This is a genomic window from Rhodobacter calidifons (assembly GCF_011174775.1).
In the GTDB taxonomy this organism is placed as follows: domain Bacteria; phylum Pseudomonadota; class Alphaproteobacteria; order Rhodobacterales; family Rhodobacteraceae; genus Tabrizicola; species Tabrizicola calidifons.
Genome location: NZ_JAANHS010000006.1, coordinates 117,824 through 138,397 on the forward strand (window position 1 = coordinate 117,824; position 20,574 = coordinate 138,397).

A 20,574-nucleotide genomic window follows, 5' to 3' on the forward strand; every position below is an offset into this window, starting at 1 on the left:
ATCCTTCGAAGGATTTTGCAAATCTTTTCGAAAAGATTTGCCCCCGGCGGCTAGCGTTGCGCCTTCTCGTCCAGGCCGGATGTGCCCTCACGTCGGTCAAGCTCGGCCAGCACGTCGTCGAGCGACACGTCGCGCGCGGCAAGCATGACGAGCAGGTGGTAGAGCACATCCGCCGCTTCCGAGGCCAGCCTTGCGCGGTCGCCCTTCACCGCCTCGATGATGGCCTCGACCGCCTCTTCCCCGAACTTCTCGGCGCATTTCTCCGGTCCCTTGGACAGGAGCTTGGCGGTCCAGGAGGTTTCGGGGTCCGCGCCCTTGCGGGCGGCGATGGTGGCGGCGAGGCGTTCGAGGGTCATGTGAGCCTCACGGGGATGCCGGCGGCGGCCATGTGGGCCTTGGCCTGACCGATGGTGAAGGTGCCGAAGTGGAAGATCGAGGCGGCGAGGACGGCGCTGGCGTGGCCTTCCGTGATGCCCTCGACGAGGTGGTCGAGCGTGCCGACGCCGCCGGAGGCGATGACGGGGATGTCCACGGCATCGGCGATGGCACGGGTGAGGGGCAGGTTGAAGCCCTGCCGGGTGCCGTCGCGGTCCATCGAGGTCAGAAGGATCTCTCCCGCGCCCTTCGCTGCGACGGTGCGGGCGAAGTCCACCGCATCGATGCCGGTCGCGCGGCGGCCGCCGTGGGTGAAGATCTCCCATTTGCCGGGGCTTGTGGTCTTGGCGTCGATGGCGACGACGATGCACTGGCTGCCGAAGCGGTCGGCGGCCCGGGCCACCACATCCGGGTCGGCGACGGCGGCGGAGTTGAAGCTGACCTTGTCGGCGCCTGCGAGGAGCAGCTTGCGCACGTCCTCGGCTGTGCGCACCCCGCCACCCACCGTGAGCGGCATGAAGCACTGTTCCGCCGTCCGGGTCACGAGATCATACATCGTGGCCCGGTTGTCCTCGGTCGCCATGATGTCGAGAAAGCAGAGTTCGTCCGCGCCTGCGGCGTCATAGGCTTTCGCAGCCTCGACCGGGTCGCCGGCATCCACCAGATCGACGAAGTTCACGCCCTTGACCACGCGGCCGTCGGCCACGTCGAGGCAGGGAATGATGCGGGTCTTGAGCATGGCGGAGGAATGGCCCGGACGGGGGCGAAAGGCAAGGGGGCCCCGTGGAGGGCCGACGGAGCATTTCCGCTTGCGGGATCGCAGCCATTTGCGTTTCTGATGCAATGACGAAGTTGGTTCTCCTGCACCGGGCGGATTCGATCTACCAGGACGAGCCGGACCGCGTTTACGACTTTCCGGTCCAGTACCTGAGAGCCGTGAGCGAAGCGGTTGGCGACCGGGTGATCTATTACGAGCCGGTCAAGGCGGGACCGCGCGGGTATTTCGCGGTGGCGAAGATCGCGCAGGTGATCCCGAAACCGGGCGCAGAGGGCCGGTATCTGGCCCTGATCGAGCCGGGCAGCTATCTGCCGTTCGACCGCGACGTGCCGAGGCTACACCAGGGCCGCCCCTGGGAGGCATCGCTTGCCGATTCGGAGGGACGCCCCCTGACCGGTGGCCTGGCCCAGTCCGCCGTCCGGCGGCTGACCGAGGCAGAGTTCGCCGCGATCGTGCGCGAGGGCCTGCCGGTCGATCTGCCTGAGATCGAGGCCCGGCGCTATGATCCGACGCCGCATGCCGCCGAGCCTCCGCCGCCCTTCGAACGTCCTGTGATCGAGCGGCTGATCAGCCGCCCCTACCGCGATGTCGCCTTCCGTCGCAAGGTGCGGGAGGCCTACGACTACCGATGCGCCATGTCCGGCCTGCGTCTTCGCAACGGCGGGGGCCGGCCTGAGGTGAACGCCGCCCACATCCGTCCGGTCGCCCATCAGGGCAGCGACGCGGTCAGGAACGGGCTGGCGCTGTCGGGCACGCTGCACTGGATGTTCGATCGGGGGCTGGTATCGGTCGCGGATGACGGCACGATTCTCGTGTCGCGCAACAAGGTGCCGCGCGAGGTCGAGGATCGTCTGCTGGTCGCCGACCGCCGGCTGTGTCTGCCGAAGGATGCGCGCGATCATCCCCATCCCGCCAACCTGAGATGGCACCGCGAGAACGTGTTCGGTCAGGTGCCGCTGGAAGGTGGCCAGCCCTGGGGCTGACGCGGTTTCCTTCCCCGACCGGGCCGTCCGGCATACGCCTCAGGAGCCGAGCGCCCTCAGCGCCGCCGCGAGGTCGATCGCCCCGTCATAGAGCGCGCGGCCCGAGATCGCGCCCGCTATGACGCCGGTGTCGCGGAGCGCGATCAGGTCCTCCATCCGGGAGACGCCGCCGCTGGCGATGACCGGGATCGTGACGGCGCGGGCCAGAGCCTCGGTCGCCTCGATGTTGGGGCCGCCCATCGCGCCGTCGCGGTCGATGTCGGTGTAGATGAGCGCGGCGACGCCGGCATCCTCGAAGGACCGGGCGAGGTCGGTGGCCATGACGTCGGTCTCTTCGGCCCAGCCCCGGGTGGCGACGCGGCCCCTGCGGGCGTCGATGCCGACGGCGATCCGGCCGGGGAAGGCGCGGGCGGCCTCGCGCACCAACGCGGGGTTTTCCACGGCGACCGTGCCGAGGATGACGCGGGCGAGGCCCTTTTCCAGCCACATCGCGATGGTGGCCATGTCGCGGATGCCGCCGCCGAGCTGGGCGGGGACCTGCACGGCCGCAAGGATCGCCTCGACCGCAGCAGCGTTCACCGGCTGGCCGGCGAAGGCGCCGTTCAGATCGACGAGGTGGAGCCACTCGCAGCCGGCGGCCTGGAAGGTCAGCGCCTGGGCGGCGGGGTCGTCGCCGAAGACGGTGGCGGCCTCCATCTCGCCGCGCAGGAGGCGGACGCACTTGCCGTCCTTCAGGTCGATGGCAGGGAAAAGGATCATGGCGCACCCCCGGGTCCGGTCGCGGCGGTCTTTGGCACGGGGTGGCGGAAATGAAAAGACCGGTGACGCGACCCGACGTCACGCTTGATCGGTCGGGCGGCTGGCGCAAAGCATCGGGTATCTCTGGGAGGAGGAGGACAGAAATGAAGACGATGCTGATGGCAGCCGCGTTGGCGATCTTCGGGACGGGGGCGTTCGCGGACCCGGTGGCGGGCGTGTGGCAGACCAGGAAGGACGACAACGGCAACTATGGCCATGTCGAGATCAAGCCCTGCGGCAAGGCCTTCTGCGGCGTGCTGATCAAGGCCTTCGACAAGGACGGGAAGCCTCGGCCAAGCGACAATATCGGGCGCAGGATCGTCTGGGACATGGTGCCCTATCCCAACGGGCTTTATGACGACGGCAAGATCTATTCGCCCGACCGCGACAAGACCTACAACGGCGACATGCAGCTTTCGGGCGACAGTCTGAAGGTGCGCGGCTGCGTGCTGGGCATCTGCCGCGACGGCGGCACCTGGAAGCGGGTGAAATAGGCTGCGGCAATCAGGTCGTCCCTGCCCGGCGGATCGGGCAGGACTGCACCATGCGCCCGATCGACTGGATTCTGTTTTGGACCCTCTCCCATCTGCGGGGAGGGTCTTCTGCGTTCAACGAGTCTGCGTTCAACGGGCCGGTGCGGAGCCGTCAGGGCGTCCAGCGCAGGAAGTTGCCGATCAGGCGCAGACCTGCGGCCTGGGATTTTTCCGGGTGGAACTGGGTGCCGAGGATGTTGTCGCGGCCGACGATGGCGGTGATCGGGCCGCCGTAGTCGCAGAAGGCCAGCCGATGCGCGGGATCGGCGACGCGGAAGTGGTAGGAGTGGACGAAATAGGCGTGATCCCCGGTGGCAATGCCGTCGAGGACGGGGTGGGGGCGGTCCAGGATCAGGTCGTTCCAGCCCATGTGCGGGACTTTCAGCGCGCGGTCTGCGGGTTCGATCCTGACCACGTCGCCGGGGATCCAGCCGAAGCCGGGGGTTTCCCGGTATTCGTGACCGCGCGAGGCAAGCATCTGCATCCCCACGCAGATGCCGAGGAAGGGGCGGGCGCGGGCGATGACGGCCTCTTCGATGGCCTCGAAGAGCCCGCCGTAGCTGCCGAGGGCCTCGCGGCAGGCCGGGAAGGCGCCGTCGCCGGGCAGAACGATCCGGTCGGCGCTGGCCACGTCCTCGGGTCGGGAGGTGACGAGGATGTCACCGCCGCCGACCTCCAATGCCATGCGCTGGAAGGCTTTCTCGGCGGAGTGGAGGTTGCCGGAATCGTAGTCGACGAGGACGGTCAGGGGCATCGGTCGGATCTCTGGGGCGGGCAAGAGTTTTCGAAAACTCTTGCAAATCTTTTCGAAAAGATTTGCGGCGCCCTGCGGTTACAGGGCGCCCTTGGTCGAAGGGAGTGCGTCGCCGAGGCGGGGGTCCTGTTCCACCGCCTGCCGCAAGGCGCGGGCGACGGATTTGAACGTGGCCTCGGCGATGTGGTGGCTGTTGAAGCCGTGCAGCTTGTCCACATGCAGGGTGATCCCGCCATGGGTGGACAGCGCCTGGAAGAATTCGCGCACCAGCTCGGTATCGAAGCTGCCGATCTTGGGGGTGGGGAAATCGACGGTCCAGATGAGGTAGGACCGCGCGGAGAGGTCCAGCGCGGTGGCGATCTGCGCGTCGTCCATCGCCAGCCGGAAGTGGCCGTAGCGGCGGATGCCGCGCTTGTCGCCGAGCGCCTTCGTCAGGGCCTGGCCAAGCGCGATGCCCACATCCTCGACCGTGTGGTGGTCGTCGATGTGCAGATCGCCCTTGGCGCGGACGGTGAGGTCGATCAGGCTGTGGCGGGCCAGCTGGTCCAGCATGTGGTCGAAGAAGCCGACGCCGGTCTGGCAGTCGCTTTTCCCGGTGCCGTCGAGGGCGACGGTGACCGAAATCTCGGTCTCGGCGGTGGTACGGGTGACGGTGGCTTCGCGCATCGGCGGCTCTCCTGACAACGGGGGGGTTATAGGGCGCGGGGCGCGCGAGGGGAAGGCGGTTCCGGGGGGCGGGTGCAGCAGCGGCGTGGTGGCTGGGCGAGCGTGGCCTGGCGGAGAGGCTGTCAGGGCCTTGCCGTATCGGGCGGAGTGCGCCGGGGCGTGTCCAACTTGGGGGCGAAGCGACATCTGCCACTTCGCGTCTTGATCGCAATCCGCGCGCGGTTGGGGCAGACTGGTTGCGTTCCGGGTGCGAATGCGATCCCTTTGGCCCGATTCTGGGCTTAATATGGCCCAGACTTGCAGCAAGACATTCACCACGGTTTCGGGACGAGACCGGACGTCAGTTTGGAGTTGGTTCAGGTCATGCCTGAGATTTTTCCGGTTCTTCTTTGTGGCGGGTCGGGGACCCGTCTTTGGCCCGTGTCGCGCAAGAGCTTTCCCAAGCAGTTCGTGCCGCTCGCCGGGCAGGGCACGCTGTTCCAGGCGGCAGCGGGGCGGATGCAGGGGGCGGAGGGGGTCAAGTGCCCCCTGGTGCTGACCAATTCCGACTTCCGCTTCATCGTGGCCGAACAGCTGGCGGCGGAGGGCATCCGACCCTCGGCGATCCTGATCGAGCCTGCGGCGAAGAATACCGGCCCGGCGATCCTGGCGGCGGCGCTGCAACTGGTTGCAGAGCATCCCGAGGCACTGATGCTGGTGATGCCGACGGATCACAGCATTCCCGACGCCGAGGCGTTTCGCGCGACGGTGGCGGCTGGCGTGCCGCGGGCCGAGGCGGGGCAGATCGTGACCTTCGGCATCCGGCCCGACCGGCCCGAGACCGGCTATGGCTGGATCGAACTGGGCGCCGCCCCGGTGGACGGCCAGGCGCAGAAGGTGGCGCGGTTTGTCGAGAAACCGGCGCTGGAGGCGGCGCAGGCGATGCTGGCCGAGGGGCGCTATCTGTGGAACGCGGGCATCTTCCTGATGCAGGCCAAGGCGCTGATCGCGGCCTTCGAGGCGCATGCGGCGGATCTGGTGGCCCCGGTCGCGCAGGCGGTCGGCGAGGCGCGGAAGGATCTGGACTTCCTTCGGCTGGCCGAAGCCCCGTGGGAGGGCGTGCGCGACATCTCGGTCGACTATGCGGTGATGGAGAAGGCCGCGAATATCGAGGTGGTGCCGCTGGGCGCGGCCTGGTCGGACCTGGGCGACTGGAATGCGGTCTGGCGCGAGAATGGCGGGGCGGCTGGGGGTGCGGTCACGCAAGGGCCGGTGACGGCGATCGATTGCGAGGGGACGCTTCTGCGCTCCGAGGTCGAGGGGCAGCATGTGGTGGGGATCGGGTTGACCGACCTGGTCGTGGTGGCGATGCCGGATGCGGTGCTGGTGGCGGACCGGTCGCGGAGCCAGGACGTGAAGACGGCGGTGGCGCAGTTGAAGGCGCGGTCGGTGCGGCAGGCGGAGGTCTTTCCACGCGACCACCGGCCCTGGGGCTGGTTCGAGACGCTGGCCCTGGCGGACCGTTTCCAGGTCAAGCGGATCGTGGTGAAACCGGGTGCGGCGCTGTCCCTGCAAAGCCATGTCCACCGCGCCGAGCATTGGATCGTGGTCAGCGGGACGGCCCAGGTCACGGTGGGCGAGGAGGTGCGGCTGCTGAGCGAAAACCAGTCGGTTTATGTGCCCCTGGGCGCGATCCACCGGCTGGCGAACCCGGGCAAGGTGCCGGTGGTGCTGATCGAGGTGCAGACCGGCGCCTATCTGGGAGAGGATGACATCATCCGTTATGAGGACATCTACGCCCGGGGCGACGAGAAAGGCCCGGCGCGGTGAGTTCGGCCGGGGCGGACATTCTGGACCGGCTGGCCATTGTGATGGCGCATCCGGATGACGAGGTGCTGTGGGCCTGTTCGGCACTGCGCGCGGCCGAAAGGATCGTGCTCGTCTATGGTGAATGGCCGGGCGCGCCGAGGATCACCGAAGGGCGCCGTGTGGCGATGGCGGAGTTCCCGCTGCCGACGCTCGACTGGCTGGCGATGCCGGAAAGCGGCGTCTTCGACAGCGCCTCCTGGCCTGCGGTGCGCGAGACCGAGTATGGGCTCTATCCGCATCCGGCGCTGCGGCTGTTGCAAAACTTCAACCCCCAGCAATACCGCGCCCAGTTCGGCAAGCTGCGTGCGATTCTGCGCCCGCGGCTGGAGGGGTTCCGGAACGTGATCGCGCACGGGCCCTGGGGTGAATATGGCCACGAGGAACATGTGCAGCTGTTCCGCGTCGTGGCCAGCCTTGCGGCGGAGATGGGGTTCCAGCTTTGGGTGCCGGCCTATGTCGCGCCGAAGTCCGAGGCGCTGATGCGACGCAACCTGCGCTTCTTCGGCATGCCGACGCCACCGATGCCGATCGACGCGGCCTTTGCGGACGAGATTGCCCAGATCTACAAGCGGACGCAGACTTGGACCTGGCCAGACAGCTATGTCTGGCCGGAGACCGAGCGATTCCTGCCGTGGGTGGCCGAGGGTCTTGCAGACGGACAATGGGCCACGCCCGCCGATGTGCAGCGCATCGTCTTTCCTGCGGATTATGATGCTTGGCGCAGGCATCTTCCCTGGCGGCGCGAAATTGCGCGCAAGGTTCTGAGCTGGATGAACGGGCGGAAGGTCGGCTAGCGCATGACGCGGATCGGGGCGGTCTCATGTCGACTACCCTGACCTGCGCCTTTGCGCAGTGGAGGCCGGGTCTGGGCGACAACACCCCGATGGGTTGGGTGACCGTCCTTGTCTATCTGCTTGCGGCCCTTGCGGCAGGGGACCTCGCCCGGCAGCTGACGGGGCCGGATCAGCTGGTGCGGCGCGAGCGGCGATTCTGGATCGTCGTGACCGGGCTGATGCTGGCGCTTGCGCTGAACAAGCAGCTGGATCTCCAGTCCCTGCTGACCATGATCGCTCGGTGCCATGCCCAGCTGTCCGGCTGGTACGACAAACGGCGCCTGGTGCAGGAAGGCTTCATCGTCGGCGTGGCGCTGGGGGGGCTGGTGGCGCTGGGAGGCCTGACCTTTCTGTTGCGCGGCATCCTCGGGCGGGTGTGGGTGGCGCTGGCGGGCCTGTGCTTCGTCTGTGTCTTCGTCGTGGTGCGCGCGGCCAGCTTTCACCATGTGGACGTCCTTCTGGGTGTCGCGGTCGGTGGCATCAGGCTGAACTGGTTGTTCGAACTGCCGGGACCGATCCTGGTCGGCCTGATCGCCCTGCGCCGCCGGGTCAGCCAGGGCGGCTGATGGGACTGACGCTCGAATCAAATCCCATTGGAACCCGCCCCTGATTGCCCATTTCGCAGGCACTCCGACACCTGGTAGTGGTTGCCGGATCACTTTAACGGAAAATTCACCGTTTCGGAAAACCGCATAATGGCTGGGGTGGAATGCCCGTCATGACCCGACATGTGGCGTCAGTCCGAAAGGGGCGGAAGCCGACAGGTTCATGCTGTCACAAAAGCCTTAATTAAAAGGCGAGCGAAAACATGGCGGTGGTGTGGCAGCCAGCACGGAAACTTGCCCCGATAGTCCTGATGACGGTCCGAGAGGCTGTTTCGAACCTCATCGCACAGTACACGCGAGATACAACCTTAGCGTGTAACTTTATGAGATCAAACCACTTTTCGGGCAGAGGGGTCAGGATGACCGCATTGCGGCAACGGGTTCCGAGTGGTAAAACGTGACCCGTGAGTGGATCGGAGTATCGAGTGCGAGAGTTCATTTTGGGTCCGCGGGACACCCCCCGGACTTCGGAAATTGGCTTAGCGATTGGCACCCTTGCGGAGGCGTTGCAGATGGACGTTCGTTCGGGACTGGCAGGGCAGGATTTCGAACGGCCCGCACCCACCGTCGCGGACGGTTGGGTAAAGGCGCGGCGCGAGCCGCTGTATCGCCGGACGCTCAAGCGTTGGATGGACGTGGCCTTTGTCATCATGGCCGCGCCGGTGGTTCTTCCGGTCATCCTCGTGCTGGCCGCGATCCTGAAGCTTGGCGGAGGCCCGTCCTTCTTCACGCAGGAGCGGGTGGGTCTGGGTGGCAGAACGTTCAAGCTCTGGAAACTGCGGACCATGGTTCCGGACGCGGAAGAGCGACTTCAGGCCTATCTGGCGAAGGATGAAGCCGCGCGGCGCGAATGGGACGCCTACCAGAAACTGTCGCGGGATCCTCGCATCACCGAGTTCGGCCAGTTCCTGCGCAAGAGCTCGCTGGATGAACTTCCGCAGCTCTGGAACGTGCTGATCGGCGACATGAGCCTTGTCGGCCCGCGTCCGATGATGCTGGACCAGCAGGAACTGTATCCCGGCAAGGCTTATTATGCGCTGCGCCCCGGCCTGACCGGCACCTGGCAGATCTCGGAGCGCAACCAGTCCACCTTCGCCCAACGCGCCGAATTCGACGCCGAGTACGAGCGCAACCTGTCCTTTATCAGGGATTTGAAGATCCTGCTGGCGACTGTGGGTGTGGTCCTGCGGGCGACTGGGAAGTAAGCGACCGGGCATCCGGCCGGTGTTGCCGGATCCAGCCCACAAGCGCGACCCCCGGCAACAACATGGCAAATCCCGCAGCGGGATAGGCAAGCAGGACGATCCACAGCGGAAAATCGTAGGCGAACAGGATCACAGACACGCTGGCTGCGCCGAACATTGCGATGAGAAGCAGCCCCAGAACCATCCCCGTCTCCTTGACCGGAGAAGCATGAACGCCGTAAACGCCCAGCCAGAATCACAGATTAGGCTTATCCGGGCACATGTCGAGATAGCAAAAGTGATTCAATTTTACCGATATGCCAATTCGCCACGGACTTGGCGAGACTTGGCCGACATCGTGCCGGGTCCCGTCGGCAATTCCGCCGATGACCGCAGGAGATCACCGAACCAGCGTCGGGCAGGCCGGTCAGCCCTGCGTCGCCTGGCTTTGCAGTCCGTCCGGTCGGTCCGCGAAGTCTGCACGCCCGCCCCGCACCGCAGCGCAGAGCAGAAGGGCAAGGCCACCGATCACGGGATAGGACAGAAGGGCGATCCAGGTCGGCAAGGCCAGGGCGAAGGTCGCACCCATCGCGATGATCCCTACTGCGGTCGACAAGAGCACGATCCCTGCAAGCATGTCCTGCAACTCCTACGCGAAGCTTACAGGAAGGATGCTCGCCATGCGTGGCAGGAATATGGCCAAGCCTTGGTCAAACTGCGTCGCTGGATCTGAGCATTGGCGCTGAACCCTGCGATCCGACAATGCAGTATTCCACATCATCAGCATGTTCGGGGACGGCGCGACGGAGTGGTATGGCCAGGTCTGGAAGGCCGGCCGGGGCCCGTTTGTCCGGGCAAGGCATCGTATTGAAAAGCACGACGAACATGGCTTTCCGCGTCACCCGGCGCCAGCAGGAGGTGCGCCAGGGGGCCCGGAAAGGCCGCTTGCCGCGCCGTGTCAGGATCTGCGCGGCGGTTCCGGATGCCGAATTGCGGCAGGGATCCGGGACCTGCTTCACGATTGCCTTTCTTTTGTCACGCGCCCGCAGCAAGGTGTCGCGGTCGCAGGCCCAGGGGACTTGAATTGATCGCCACCTTTCGCAAGCTGTTCTTGCTGTTCGATCGCACCGAGCGGCGCCGGTTCTGGATTTTGACCGGGGTGATGCTCCTGGTCGCCGCGGCCGAGATCGCCGGCATCTCGGCGGTTCTGATGCTGTTGAATGTGCTGGCCAATCCAGAGAGCCTCCAGTCGAACCGGCTCCTCGCCGAACTGTCCCGGCTGTCGGGACTTGAATCAGCCTTCAGCTTGCAGATCGGGCTTTCGGTCCTGGTCCTTTGCGTGGTCATGGCGGGCCTGGCGGTCAAGGCGCTGGGCACCTATGCCACGATCCGGTTCTCGACGATGCGGGGCTACACGATTTCGTCGCGCCTTCTGGCGGCCTATCTCAGCCAGCCCTATCCCTGGTTCCTGCGGCGCAACAGCGCCGAGCTGGAGAAGAATGTCCTGAACGAGGTCGACGGGCTGGTGAACCGGGTGATCCTGCCCTGTCTTCGCCTGGTGTCGAACGGACTTCTGGTGCTGGCGATCCTGGGCTTTCTGCTGATGGTGGATCCGGTGGTGACGCTGTTCTCCGGCGGTGTGCTGAGCCTGGGTTACGGGTTGATCTACCTGCGGTTCCGCGGGCGGCTGCACCGTCTGGGCCAGATCATGATGGATGCCTTCGAGAACCGCTTCCTCGTCGCGCAGGAAGCCACCGGCGGGATCAAGGATGTCAAGCTCATGGGCCTGGAGGCGACCTATGTTAACAGCTATTCGGCCGCCGCCCGCACGGCCGCGCAGAGCGGGGCGACCATGGGCATCATGTCGGAGCTGCCGCGCTTCCTGCTGGAGGCGATCACCTTCGGCACCATGCTGGCGCTGATCCTGCTTCTGCTGCTGAAAAGCGAAGGCAATATCGTCGAGGTCGTACCGACGCTGGGTGTCATCGCCTTCTCGACCATGCGGCTCTTGCCGTCGTTGCAGCAGATCTACCACGCGCTGGTCTCCGTCCGCGGGGCAACGGCGGTGCTTGACGCGATCGTGGCCGATTTCACGTCCACGCCTGCACTGCCGCTGGCCGATGCACTGCGCACAAAGCCCCTGCGACTGGAGCGCGAGCTGGAACTGGCCAAGGTCAGCTTCGCCTATGCCGAGGCCGAAAAGCCGACGCTGCGCGGGGTGGATCTGGTGATCCCGGCGCGGACCACGGTGGGGATCGTCGGCGGCACCGGGGCGGGCAAGACCACGCTGGTTGACCTGATCCTCGGGCTTCTGACGCCTGACGAGGGCGAGATCCGGGTGGACGGTGTGCCGATCACGCCCGAGAATCTGCGCGCCTGGCAGGGGACGCTGGGCTATGTGCCCCAGGCGATCTTCCTGACCGACGAGACCATCGCCTCGAACATCGCCTTCGGGGTGCCGAAGGACGAGATCGACATGGCCGCGGTCGAGAGGGCGGCGCGCATCGCGGCCCTGCACGATTTCGTCGTTTCCGACCTGCCGCACGGCTATGACACCTATGTGGGAGAGCGTGGCGTGCGGCTGTCGGGCGGTCAGCGCCAGCGGATCGGGATCGCCCGGGCCCTGTATCGCGATCCGACGCTTCTGATCATGGACGAAGCGACCTCGGCCCTGGACAATATCACCGAACGGGTGGTGATGGAGGCGGTCAACCGCATCCGGGCCGACCGGACCATCATCCTGATCGCCCACCGGCTGACAACGGTGAAGACCTGCGACACGATCTTCCTGATGGACCGGGGCCGGCTTTTGGCCCAGGGCAGCTATGACGAGCTTCTGGCCGGAAACGCGACCTTCCGGCGCATGGTTGCTGGCGATGCCGAGGAGGTAAGTGCTGCGCTATGAACGTTGAGAAATCGACCCCTTGCCAGGCCGCGTGCCGATCCGGGTCTGAAGATGCAAAGTCCTTTGAGACGAAGACTGAGAGGTTGTGATGTCCATCAATACTCTGCCGATCGATCCCGAGACGCTTCTGATCGATGCCGATGACGCCCGCGAATTCGGCAAGGCCGCCGCCGAGGCTTACCGCTCGAAGAAGCCCTATCCCTACGGCTGTTTCGACAATTTCATGCCGGCCGAGATCCTTGACCGCGTGCGCGAGGAGTTGCGGGTGCTGCCCGCGGCGGAAAGCTTTTTCAACCGTCCGCAGGAAAAGCTGAAGGCGGCCTACATGCCGGAACGCCTTGGGCCCTATACCCGGGCGCTGTTCCATTCGCTGAACTCCAAGGGCTTTCTGGCTTTCCTGGAAGAGCTGACCGGCATCGACGGGCTGATCCCGGACCCCTATTACGCGGGCGGCGGCATCCATGTCGTGTCGAACGGCGGGCATCTGGACATCCACGCCGACTTCAACCGGCAGGGCAAGCTGAACCTCGAACGGCGGCTGAACGTGCTGATCTACCTGAACAAGGACTGGAAGGAAGAATACGGCGGGTCCTTCGAGGTCTGGAACGACGACATGACCGCCAAGGTGGCGAGCTTCGTGCCGCTGTTCAACCGGATGTGCTGCTTCAACACCGGGTCGAACACCTGGCATGGCAACCCCGAGCCGGTGAACCATCCGGACAAGGAGCCCCGGATGTCGATCGCGCTGTACTACTACACCGCGACCTGGGATTCGACGAAGGTGGCACATTCCACGCTGTTCAAGCCGCGTCCCGGGACGAAGGACCAGAAGGACCGGCTGGAAGCCCGACACCGGATCATGGAGAACCTGCTGCCGCCGGTGATCTACCGCCGGCTGGACCAACGTCTGCGCAAGCTGGGGATCTGACGGCACTACTGCCGCCGGACCGAGGCCAGGAAGTCCGCCATCCGCCGGGCGATGACGTCCGGCGCATAGTTGGCCTTCACGTGGTTGCGCGCGGCAGCACCCAGACGGCGTGCCAGGGCCGGGTCGCGCATCAGCCGAAGGCAGGCCCGGGCCATCGCTTCTGCATCCTCGGGTGGGACCATGAGGGCGGTCTCCTCATGCGTGGCGATCTCTTTCTGGCCACCGACGCTGGTTGACACGACGGCTGACCCGACGGCCATCGCTTCGATCAGCGTGCCTCCGAAGTTCTCATAGCGTGACGCGACCAGCGTGACCCCGTGCCGGGCGCGCAGGGCGGCCACTTCCGCGCGCGATTGCCTTCCCACCGCCCTGATCCGTGAGCGGACGGGTTCGGGCAGACGGGCAAGCCGGTCGGAAAGCCTGTCGATGCCGCCCCCGGCCCGCGGCAGCCCCTCGTCCGGGCCGACGAAGGTGAACTGCGCGGCAGGGTGCGCAGCGGCAATCGAGGCAAAGGCGTCCACCACGATGTCGCCGCCCTTGATGTGGTCGAACCGGCCGACGAACAGGACGTGGTTCAGAAGCTCATCGGTCAGATCGATGCCCTGCGCCGGTGCCGGAAACGGATTCGGGATCACGGCCGCAGGAACCTTCGGCAGGCCCCACCGCGCCTCTGTCTGCCGCAGCACCTCGTTCGATGGCGAAGTGATGCCATCCACCCGGCGCAGGCCCCTTGCCTCGCGCGCCTCTCGCCGGGCGCTGGCGGCATCGTCCGGCGCACTTCCTGCCATGCGATGCAGCCACCAGGGGCCATGCAGGGTTGCCACCACAGGTACGGACACCTTTGCCCGGATCTCTCCGACCCAGCCCTGCGTCTCTTCCATCACGACGACTTCGACCCCGTATAGGGCCACGGCGCGCCGGATCGCCTCGACGTGCTGATCCGCCACGAAGCGGACCTGCCAGCCCTCCGGGTCCAGCTTTCGCCGCAGACGATCCACCAGCCGCAGCCGGGCATCGGGCAACGCGATGACGCGCGGGTGGTCATGCGGTGCATCCAGCCAATGCGCTATGATGGTGACTTCATGCCCCGCGTCTTGCAGACCGGAGGCCAGGTGGCTGACAGCCGTGGCAATGCCGTTCGGCGTCTGCACCCCGGGCCAGGCCGGCGTGACGAAGGCGACCCGAAGAGGCCGCAGCTCACTGCCTCTGGTCATTGCAGGCCTCTCTGCCGCGCAGAACGGCCCTTGCGCCGGGTTTGCCAAGGTCGCGATGTCTCGGGGAAGGGGCGATCGAATTCGTGGCCAAGATCAAAAGCGTGCCAGAGGTGATCAGCATTTCGCCAAGCCGTTTTCGCGTCCGAAGCGTGACCAGAACCGGCAGGTGCTGTCAAGGGAACTTGGGGCGCGGTAGGCAGCTGGACGGCCCCTCCGCGGCCGGTGGCCTGGACTTGCCCGTGGCTCGCACGGAAAGGGGCCGTCATCCGGCCGCTTGCGATTGGCGCAGCAACGCCGCCAGCCCGTCCTCCAGCGTCACCTCTGCCGTCACGCCCAGCACCGCACGGGCGCGGTTCGGGTCGCCCAGAGAATCCCGGATATCGCCCACCCGGGGGTCGCCATGCTGCACCACCGGCACCCGCCCATGCAGCCGCGCCAGCGTGTCGATCAGCGCCAGAAGCGTCGTTGTCCGGCCGGTGCAGATGTTGAACACCTCTCCGGCGGCCTGCGGCGCGTGCGCCATCGCCGCCATGAGGAACCGCACGACATCGGCGACATAGACGAAATCCCGCGTCTGCAAGCCGTCCCCGAACACCGTCACCGGCAGGCCCTGCGCCAGGCGGCTGTTGAAGATCGAGATCACCCCCGAATAGGCCGAAGAGGGATCCTGTCGCGGGCCATAGATGTTGAACGGCCGCAGGCCTACCGTCGGCAGGCCATGCACCCCCATCGCGATGCGACCGTGCAGTTCCGATCCCAGCTTGTCCACGCCATAGGGTGTTCGCGGGCGCGGCACGCGCGCCTCGTCCACCGCCCCCGGACCCGCATCGCCATAGACTGCGGCGGAGGAGGTATAGACCACCGGCACGCGCCCCGCCCGCGCCGCTGCCTCGAACACCGTCACGGTTCCGGTCTGATTGGTCACATGCCCTTCGCGCCAGTGTTCGTTGCAATAGGCGACCGAGGCGATCCCGGCCAGGTGGAACACCCCCGCACAGCCCGCAATGGCCCGCGCCACGGCATCGGGGTCCGCCACATCCCCCTCGATCACCCGTGCCTCGGGGGCCAGATTGGCCCGCTTGCCGGTGGACAGGTTGTCCAGCACGACCACCTCATCGCCCCGCGCCAGCAGCGCATCGGCCAGATGCGACCCGACAAAACCGCAGCCCCCGGTGATAAGATACCTTGCCATCTCGATACCGTCCCCAAATCCCGATCATCCGCCGGCGCTGCCGCGCTGCATCCTCATGTCGCCATGCGCCCGGCTGTGGGAAGGCGAACAGGTCTTTCCCGCCGCCCGGGCAAGAAACTTCATCTTGGCGCACCGCGCTGCTCGGATCGCTTCTGCCGCCTCTGCACAGGGCCGGGCTCCTCCGGCATCAGCCAGCTTGCACGCATGCTGCGCGCCTCGGGAACGACTGTGCCCTCGGTCCCGGCGATCTCGCTTGCGGGTCGGAACACCGTGATGCCCGCGATCGCCCCTGCGGTCAGCCATACGTAATTGACCAGGCCCGAGTTCGGCAGAAGGTCAACCAGCGCGGCGCTGAGCAGGACGGCCATCCCCGGCATGAGATAGGACGGACCAAGGGTCTTGCGGCGCAGGGCATAAAGCAGGATCGGAACCGTCAGCATGCCGAAGCGGCCGATATACCCAAGCCAGCCAAAGACGCCAATGAAGGCGAGCCAGATGCCATCGGTGATGCTGGTCATCTCTCCGGTCTGCGGATCGAAGATCGAGTTGCGTCCCCAGCTGCCCCAACCCGCCAGCGGCTTGAGGTTTGCCTTGGTCAACAGCTCATCCTCGTTGTCCAGCCGGAATTTCAGCGAGGCGGCACGCTCCTCGTCGACCGAAAGCGCCAGCTCGTAGGCGGCCTCGACCGGGATCCAGCCGGCCCCGCGCAGCATCGGGTAAAGCATGACGATGACGGCAATGCCGACCGACAGCGCCGTCTGAAGCCGCTTGCCGAGCAGCAGAACGATCAGCATCGAAGGCACGGCGATCACCAGGGCACCAAGGCTCTTCGACAGATAGAGTACCAGAAGCAGCCACAGAGTGGCGGCCAGCCAGGGAAAGGCAAGTCGCCCCTCCCGCCGGGCTTCCCGGAACAGGACCGCGGACGCAATGATCGCGAGGCAGAAATAGATGCCCACCATCAGACCGTGGTTCAGGAAGACCACCGGACGGAAGCCGCCGGCCCGGATGTGCTGGACGAAATCGGACGGAAAGAAGCCGTAGACCCAAGTGTGCAGTTGCGGCGACAGCCGCACTTCGACCAGCGCGGGGACAGTATAGATCAGACCGCCGATGGCAAAGGCTTCCAGCAGTGCGCGATGACCGGCCTGCGTGTTAAGGTAGCGCAGGCCAAGCCAGAACGGCAGCAGCGCCACTACGATCTGAGAGATCAGCCCCCAGGCGTCATATAGCCTCAGTCCCGGCAGAAAGGTGCGGCCGTCGATGATCGGCTCGGTGTTGGTCATCACCGTCAGGATCGGGGTCACGAGCACCATAAGCAGAAGTCCTAGCAGGATCTGCCGGCCGATCCGGGCCGAGACCTCCATGGTGGGGGTCTGCCTTGGCGCCAGGATCAGGCAAAGCAACAGCGCCGAAACCGCAGGCACCAGGCTGCGGTCGATGGGCGGAAGCATGGGGAACTTGATGACCGTCGCCGAGGGAAGAAAGAGATGACCGCCGATGATCGTCCAGGCCAGGGCCCGTTCAAGGGACAGCATGCGGAACAGCACCACGGCGGCAAGCGGCGCGGCAAACAGAACGAGATAGGCAAAGACGTTCGGCATCACGTCCCGTCCACAGGCACTGACTGTCCCCCTTCTAGCCGGTCCGTCGCCCAAGGAAAATGGCTGCCTGTCGTCCCTGTGCCGGCGCAAGAGGGTTCCCGTGGCGCCCGCCCTTGGAAGGCTGCGGGATTTGTGGTTTCTGGCGCCATGACCGACCAAGGCTGCCAGCGTTCACCGTGACCCATCCTTCGCCCCCTTCCGGCGGCCTCGGGGCCGTGATCATCGGGCGCAACGAGGGTGCGCGGCTGGTGGCCTGCCTTGCCTCGTTTCCCGCCTGGGTGCGGCCGCTTGTCTATGTCGATTCCGGGTCCACCGACGGCAGCCCGGCAGCGGCGCGTGCGGCCGGGGCAGAGGTCGTGGCGCTGGACATGGCGATCCCCTTTACAGCGGCCCGGGCCCGCAATGCGGGCCTGGCGCGGTTGCTGGAGGTCGGCGGACCCGAATTCGTTCAGTTCGTCGATGGCGACTGCCGGCTGCAACCCGGCTGGCTGCCGGTCGCGCGCGCCTTCCTTGAAGCGCATCCCGAGGCGGCTGTTGTCTGCGGCCGGCGGCGCGAGATGCGGCCCGAGGTCTCGATCTGGAACCGGCTTTGCGATGCGGAATGGGACACGCCGGTCGGGCTGGCAAAGGCCTGCGGCGGGGATGCGCTGATGCGGGTGCGCGCGGTGCAGGCCGTGGAGGGCTATGATCCGCGCCTGATCGCGGGCGAGGAGCCGGAGTTGTGTGTGCGACTGCGGGCCGCGGGCTGGCAGGTCTGGCGGATCGACGAGGAGATGACGCTGCATGACGCCGCGATGACGCGGATAGGCCAGTGGTGGAAGCGGACCCGGCGCGGCGGCCATGCCTTCGCCGAGGGCGCCGCTCTGCACGGCGCTCCGCCGGAACGGCACTGGGTGGCTGAGACGCGCCGGGCGCTGCTCTGGGGGGCGGTCCTTCCCGTCGCGGCCTTGGCTGGCGCGCTAGTGACGCCCTGGGCGCTGCTTCTGCTGGCGCTCTATCCGGTGCAGGTTCTGCGACTGGCGCGTCGGTATGGCTGGGAGCGCGCGCTGTTCATGACGCTGGCGAAGTTCCCCGAGGCGCAGGGCGTACTGGAATACTGGCTGAACCGCCTGCGGCGACGGCGGTCGGGATTGATCGAGTACAAGTAGGCGCGGCTCCTTGTGCGCCTGTGGCTTCTCGCCGCGGTGGCAGCGACGAGCGGTCGGCGGCCGACGAGGAGCCCCGGTCACGGCCGCAGGCGGCCATCCGGGCCGCCCTTGCGGAAAAGTTCGGCCAGCCAGGCGCCTTCGCGGGCGATGTCGTGCTCCTGCTCGACCGCCCGGCGCCCGGCCTCGCCCAGCCGCGCCGAAAGCTCTGGGTCGGCCATCAGCTGCATCATCCGCTCGGCAAGGGTGCTCACATCGCCGGGCGGCACGGTGAAGCCGGTCACGCCGTCCTGCACCAGTTCCGGCACGCCCGCCACGCGGCTGGCGACGACGGGGATCTGGCTGGCCAGCGCCTCCATATAGACCACAGGTAGGCCTTCGGCGAAGGAGGGCAGGACCAGCATGTCGGAAGTGGACAGCAGCTCGGCCACCTGCGGCTGGGTCATGAAACCGGCAAAGCGGACCGAACCCGCGATGCCGAGCTCGGCCGCCCGCGCCTCGGCCGGGGCGCGGGCCGGGCCGTCGCCGGCAAGCGTCAACGTGGCATCGGGATGGACTTTCAGCACCTCGGCCATCGCCTCGATCAGCAGAAGCGCGCCCTTCACCGGGTCAAGCCGGCCTACGAAGGCCACGCGCTTGCCGAAGCCGGGCGCGGCGCGGCGGTAGAGCGCCGGATCGACGCCGCAATGGACGATGGCGATCTTGCCCCAATGCGCAGGGTCCGAGAACAGCATCAACTGCGCGCGGCAGAAATGGGTGATGGCGACCACGAACTGCGCCCGCGCGATCTTTTCCGGCAGGGCCCAGCGGTCCACCTCGAAGAAGATCGCGGGGCCGTGTTCGGTGAAGCTGTAGGGGATACCGGCCAGTTTCGCGGCCAGGACGGCGACCGAGCAGCTGGAATTGCCGAAATGGTTGTGCAGGTGGCGGGCCTTCACCTTGCGCAGATGGTCGGCCAGGACGGCGGCTTCCACAAAGTAGAAGATCTGCCACAGCAACGCCTTCAGCCCCGGCGCGCGCATCCGGATGGCCAGTGCCAGCGTGGAGAGCCAGGTTCCGGGGGATCGCAGCAGGGCGCCCAGATGCGCCTGCATCAGGCGCAGCGGGTTCTTCGCGGCGGCGATCACGTAGAAGGTTTCGGCGCGGGCCTGTTGTTCCTCGGCCCCCTTGAACTCTGACGCGGGCGGGCGGCGGATCGAGCAGGTGACAACGGGGACACCGGCCGCGCGCACCGCCTGCACCTCGCGCAGGATGAAGGTGTGCGAGACCTTGGGGTAATCGCCGGTGAGATAGGCGACGGGGCCGGGCGCGACGGTGCCTGCGGCATCCGTCGCCTGGACTGTTGCCGCTCCGGGGGGATCTGCCATCATCGCCCGCGCGCCCATCCGCTTTCCCTGGGCCGCAGCCGGACCGCAAAATGCACCAGAAGATAGACGAGGAAGCTGACCGGCATCCGAGTTGCAATCGCATGCAAGGCTCCGATTGTCACAGGGGGCTTGCCCTCGTTCCGCATCAACTCGGGGTAGCGCTGTCGTAACTCCTCAACCCCGGCATCCTGACGTTGACGCACGCGCACGAGGTTGGCCAGTCCTTCGATCATCGGCCAGTGATAGCGCGCTGGAACTTCGATCCGTTCCGAAGGAGTGAAATGCAGGCGGACAAAGGTATCGTCCGAGATGATGGCCGGAAACGCGCCCCAGCGGGCGCGTCCGGCCGGGTTCACCGCGAAGAGACCGGCGCCGACCGCGCCGCCCTGTACGAAGGGGAGCCGCGTCCAGACGCGGGCGTAATGGCGGGTGATCCAGGATCGCGCGGGCGCCACGGCAAGCGCTCCGGTGGCATAGCGCGGCTCTTCGGTGGCAAGGGCTGCGATCAATTGACCCAGAAGATCCGGGTCGCAGGTGACATCGGCATCAAGGTATAGCCGCGCCCGTCCGGTAGCGGCACGATCACCGGCGTTAAGCGCGTTGAGCTTGCCCGCCTCGGCCAGGTCGAGAACCTGCGTCCCCCAGCCGCGCGCGGCGATCTGTGGAACGAAGCCCCGTGCAATGGCGACCGTGCTGTCGGTGCAGGCGTTCGCAACAACGATGATCTCGACCGACCGTGCTGAGGAATCCTGCGCGAGCAGTGCCCCAATGCACCGCGCGAGCCAGTCGGCCTCGTTATGCGCGGGAATGATGACACTGATGTCGTAAACGTGCATGGTATCGCGGATGAAATCGGCAGGCC

Annotated in this window: 20 protein-coding genes; 9 read left to right on the top strand and 11 right to left on the bottom strand. The window is 66.4% G+C overall.

Features of this window, described 5'->3' with window-relative positions; genetic code table 11:
- Positions 1-50 precede the first annotated feature (50 nt).
- Both G8O29_RS09835 and hisF read right to left on the bottom strand, forming a co-directional pair.
- Entirely contained in the window at positions 51-356 is a 306-nt protein-coding gene (locus G8O29_RS09835) for a phosphoribosyl-ATP diphosphatase (protein WP_166403062.1), read from the bottom strand.
- The gene (hisF, locus tag G8O29_RS09840) at positions 353-1,114 is read right to left on the bottom strand and encodes an imidazole glycerol phosphate synthase subunit HisF (RefSeq protein WP_166403063.1); all 762 of its coding nucleotides are present in this window, start codon (positions 1,112-1,114) and stop codon (positions 353-355) included. The genes G8O29_RS09835 and hisF overlap by 4 nt, the downstream gene beginning before the upstream one ends.
- 104 nt (positions 1,115-1,218) lie before the next feature.
- On the opposite strand from hisF, the gene G8O29_RS09845 reads away from it, so the two are divergent.
- Positions 1,219-2,136 carry an HNH endonuclease gene (locus tag G8O29_RS09845; RefSeq protein ID WP_166403064.1) on the top strand — a complete coding sequence of 306 codons (918 nt, stop codon included), beginning with the start codon at positions 1,219-1,221 and terminating at the stop codon, positions 2,134-2,136.
- A gap of 39 nt (positions 2,137-2,175) precedes the next feature.
- On the opposite strand, the gene hisA is transcribed toward G8O29_RS09845, so the two are convergent.
- Positions 2,176-2,895 (bottom strand): 1-(5-phosphoribosyl)-5-[(5-phosphoribosylamino)methylideneamino]imidazole-4-carboxamide isomerase, encoded by a 720-nt coding sequence (hisA, locus tag G8O29_RS09850; protein WP_166403065.1) that lies wholly within the window; start codon positions 2,893-2,895, stop codon positions 2,176-2,178.
- 143 nt (positions 2,896-3,038) lie between these two features.
- Here hisA and G8O29_RS09855 point away from each other — a divergent pair, with 143 nt between their 5' ends.
- A complete protein-coding gene (locus tag G8O29_RS09855) occupies positions 3,039-3,428 on the top strand; it encodes a DUF2147 domain-containing protein (protein WP_166403066.1) in 390 nt (129 codons plus the stop codon).
- A 151-nt stretch (positions 3,429-3,579) separates the two neighbouring features.
- Here G8O29_RS09855 and hisH read toward each other — a convergent pair whose 3' ends face one another.
- Both hisH and hisB read right to left on the bottom strand, forming a co-directional pair.
- Positions 3,580-4,221 carry an imidazole glycerol phosphate synthase subunit HisH gene (gene hisH / locus G8O29_RS09860; RefSeq protein ID WP_166403067.1) on the bottom strand — a complete coding sequence of 214 codons (642 nt, stop codon included), beginning with the start codon at positions 4,219-4,221 and terminating at the stop codon, positions 3,580-3,582.
- 78 nt (positions 4,222-4,299) lie between these two features.
- Positions 4,300-4,887 (bottom strand): imidazoleglycerol-phosphate dehydratase HisB, encoded by a 588-nt coding sequence (hisB, locus tag G8O29_RS09865; RefSeq protein ID WP_166403068.1) that lies wholly within the window; start codon positions 4,885-4,887, stop codon positions 4,300-4,302.
- Between the two features lie 363 nt (positions 4,888-5,250).
- On the opposite strand from hisB, the gene G8O29_RS09870 reads away from it, so the two are divergent.
- The 4 genes from G8O29_RS09870 (at position 5,251) to G8O29_RS09885 (ending at position 9,378) form a co-directional block, all read left to right on the top strand.
- Positions 5,251-6,696: a mannose-1-phosphate guanylyltransferase/mannose-6-phosphate isomerase gene (locus G8O29_RS09870; RefSeq protein ID WP_166403069.1), complete on the top strand. Its 1,446-nt coding sequence runs from the start codon at positions 5,251-5,253 to the stop codon at positions 6,694-6,696.
- A gap of 41 nt (positions 6,697-6,737) precedes the next feature.
- Positions 6,738-7,529 carry a hypothetical protein gene (locus G8O29_RS09875; protein WP_166403070.1) on the top strand — a complete coding sequence of 264 codons (792 nt, stop codon included), beginning with the start codon at positions 6,738-6,740 and terminating at the stop codon, positions 7,527-7,529.
- 26 nt (positions 7,530-7,555) lie between these two features.
- Positions 7,556-8,134, top strand: coding sequence for a hypothetical protein (locus G8O29_RS09880; RefSeq protein WP_166403071.1), 579 nt, complete (start codon positions 7,556-7,558; stop codon positions 8,132-8,134).
- Positions 8,135-8,685: 551 nt separating this feature from the next.
- Positions 8,686-9,378 (top strand): sugar transferase, encoded by a 693-nt coding sequence (locus G8O29_RS09885; RefSeq protein WP_166403072.1) that lies wholly within the window; start codon positions 8,686-8,688, stop codon positions 9,376-9,378.
- 406 nt (positions 9,379-9,784) lie between these two features.
- Here G8O29_RS09885 and G8O29_RS09890 read toward each other — a convergent pair whose 3' ends face one another.
- Entirely contained in the window at positions 9,785-9,994 is a 210-nt protein-coding gene (locus G8O29_RS09890) for a hypothetical protein (protein ID WP_166403073.1), read from the bottom strand.
- A 525-nt stretch (positions 9,995-10,519) separates the two neighbouring features.
- On the opposite strand from G8O29_RS09890, the gene G8O29_RS09895 reads away from it, so the two are divergent.
- Positions 10,520-12,262 (top strand): ABC transporter ATP-binding protein, encoded by a 1,743-nt coding sequence (locus tag G8O29_RS09895; RefSeq protein WP_166403074.1) that lies wholly within the window; start codon positions 10,520-10,522, stop codon positions 12,260-12,262.
- Positions 12,263-12,350: 88 nt separating this feature from the next.
- Positions 12,351-13,190, top strand: a complete 840-nt coding sequence (locus G8O29_RS09900; RefSeq protein ID WP_166403075.1) for a 2OG-Fe(II) oxygenase — start codon at positions 12,351-12,353, stop codon at positions 13,188-13,190.
- A gap of 5 nt (positions 13,191-13,195) precedes the next feature.
- On the opposite strand, the gene G8O29_RS09905 is transcribed toward G8O29_RS09900, so the two are convergent.
- From G8O29_RS09905 to G8O29_RS09915, 3 genes are all read right to left on the bottom strand, one after another.
- Positions 13,196-14,404, bottom strand: a complete 1,209-nt coding sequence (locus G8O29_RS09905) for a glycosyltransferase family 4 protein (protein WP_166403076.1) — start codon at positions 14,402-14,404, stop codon at positions 13,196-13,198.
- 262 nt (positions 14,405-14,666) lie between these two features.
- Positions 14,667-15,596 (bottom strand): NAD-dependent epimerase/dehydratase family protein, encoded by a 930-nt coding sequence (locus G8O29_RS09910; RefSeq protein ID WP_166403077.1) that lies wholly within the window; start codon positions 15,594-15,596, stop codon positions 14,667-14,669.
- Between the two features lie 119 nt (positions 15,597-15,715).
- Positions 15,716-17,200 carry a hypothetical protein gene (locus G8O29_RS09915; RefSeq protein ID WP_166403078.1) on the bottom strand — a complete coding sequence of 495 codons (1,485 nt, stop codon included), beginning with the start codon at positions 17,198-17,200 and terminating at the stop codon, positions 15,716-15,718.
- A gap of 176 nt (positions 17,201-17,376) precedes the next feature.
- Between G8O29_RS09915 and G8O29_RS09920 the strand changes: the two genes are divergently transcribed.
- Positions 17,377-18,348, top strand: coding sequence for a glycosyltransferase (locus G8O29_RS09920; protein ID WP_367890156.1), 972 nt, complete (start codon positions 17,377-17,379; stop codon positions 18,346-18,348).
- A gap of 77 nt (positions 18,349-18,425) precedes the next feature.
- On the opposite strand, the gene G8O29_RS09925 is transcribed toward G8O29_RS09920, so the two are convergent.
- Complete coding sequence (locus G8O29_RS09925; protein WP_166403080.1) at positions 18,426-19,712, bottom strand: glycosyltransferase; 1,287 nt, start codon at positions 19,710-19,712, stop codon at positions 18,426-18,428.
- The gene (locus G8O29_RS09930) at positions 19,712-20,548 is read right to left on the bottom strand and encodes a glycosyltransferase family 2 protein (protein WP_166403081.1); all 837 of its coding nucleotides are present in this window, start codon (positions 20,546-20,548) and stop codon (positions 19,712-19,714) included. The genes G8O29_RS09925 and G8O29_RS09930 overlap by 1 nt, the downstream gene beginning before the upstream one ends.
- Between the last annotated feature and the right edge of the window lie 26 nt (positions 20,549-20,574).